We start from the raw sequence: 1,048 nt of genomic DNA on the forward strand, positions 1-1,048 counted from the left end.
GGGGCTCGAGGCGACGTTGAACTGTGCCTTGGCGTTCTCGGTCAGCGAGCGCGCGATCAGCGCGCCGAGCTTGCCGGGCTTGGGCCATGTCTCCCCTTCCGGCAGGCCGATTCCGTCGTCCGCAACTATGACCAGGCAGCCGTCGCCATCGGCGATGCTGTGCAGCTTTATCGTCCCGCCTTCACGTCCTTGGAAGGCATGCTTCAGTGCATTTGTGAGCAATTCGTTCACGACCAGTCCCGTTGGCATGGCGACGTTGATCGACACCGGATAGGTATCCACCTTCATGTCGAGGCGGATCCCCTCAACTGCATGCGACCCCATCACCGCGGAGGCGATCTGGCTAAGATAAACGCCGAGATCGACATCATCCTTCTGCTCGTCTGCCGAAAGCGTCTGGTAGAGGATCGCCAGAGCGTCGACGCGGCCGGCGAGCCTCTCAAATCTTTTTTGGTCGGGCTCGGTCGCGTTACGGGTTTCTAGACGGATCAATGCGGTGATCATCTGTAAGTTGTTCTTCACCCGGTGCTGCAGTTCGCGCAGCAGGGTGTCCTTCTCGCGGACGCGCTCCTCCACCAAGCGCGCTTCTTCAGATTCGCCATGGGATGAGACGTCGACCAGAGCCACCAGTCGGAAGCAGTTCGTGCCGTTATCGTCCACGATGATGTTTGAATAAACGTCGACAAGAGCCGGGTTGTCCCCGACGCGCTCCAGCCGGAAAGTGCCGACGAAATCGGTTTCCTCAACCAAGGCCTCGGGCAGAGGCCGGCCCTTCTGCTGGTGGATGCCAATGCCGGAAAGTGCTCCCCAGTTTTGCCGGGTAAGCTCGGCTGCCTTCAGGCCTAACACTTTTTCAAATTCTGGATTTGCATAGACGACGCGCTCCTTGGCGCCCAAATCCGACACGGCGATAGCGATCGGCACCTGGTCAAGAAATTTTTTGAACTGCTCGCTTTCCAGCGCGGTGGCAAGGTCAGGCGTATCGAGCAATTGCTCAACTGCCTTGTCTGAATCTGATGTCATCTTGGTCGCCTGTGCTTTGCGTGGG

At 58.7% G+C, this 1,048-nt stretch carries 1 protein-coding gene; it reads right to left on the reverse strand.

Translation table 11 applies throughout. The features are described from left to right. The coding region (locus tag EOC93_RS33540; RefSeq protein WP_127206756.1) for a histidine kinase dimerization/phosphoacceptor domain -containing protein at nucleotides 1–1,023 on the reverse strand (1,023 nt) is incomplete at its 3' end. Nucleotides 1,024–1,048 lie beyond the last annotated feature (25 nt).

It is taken from the genome of Mesorhizobium sp. M6A.T.Ce.TU.002.03.1.1 (genome assembly GCF_003997275.1).
Taxonomy (GTDB): Bacteria; Pseudomonadota; Alphaproteobacteria; order Rhizobiales; family Rhizobiaceae; genus Mesorhizobium; species Mesorhizobium mediterraneum.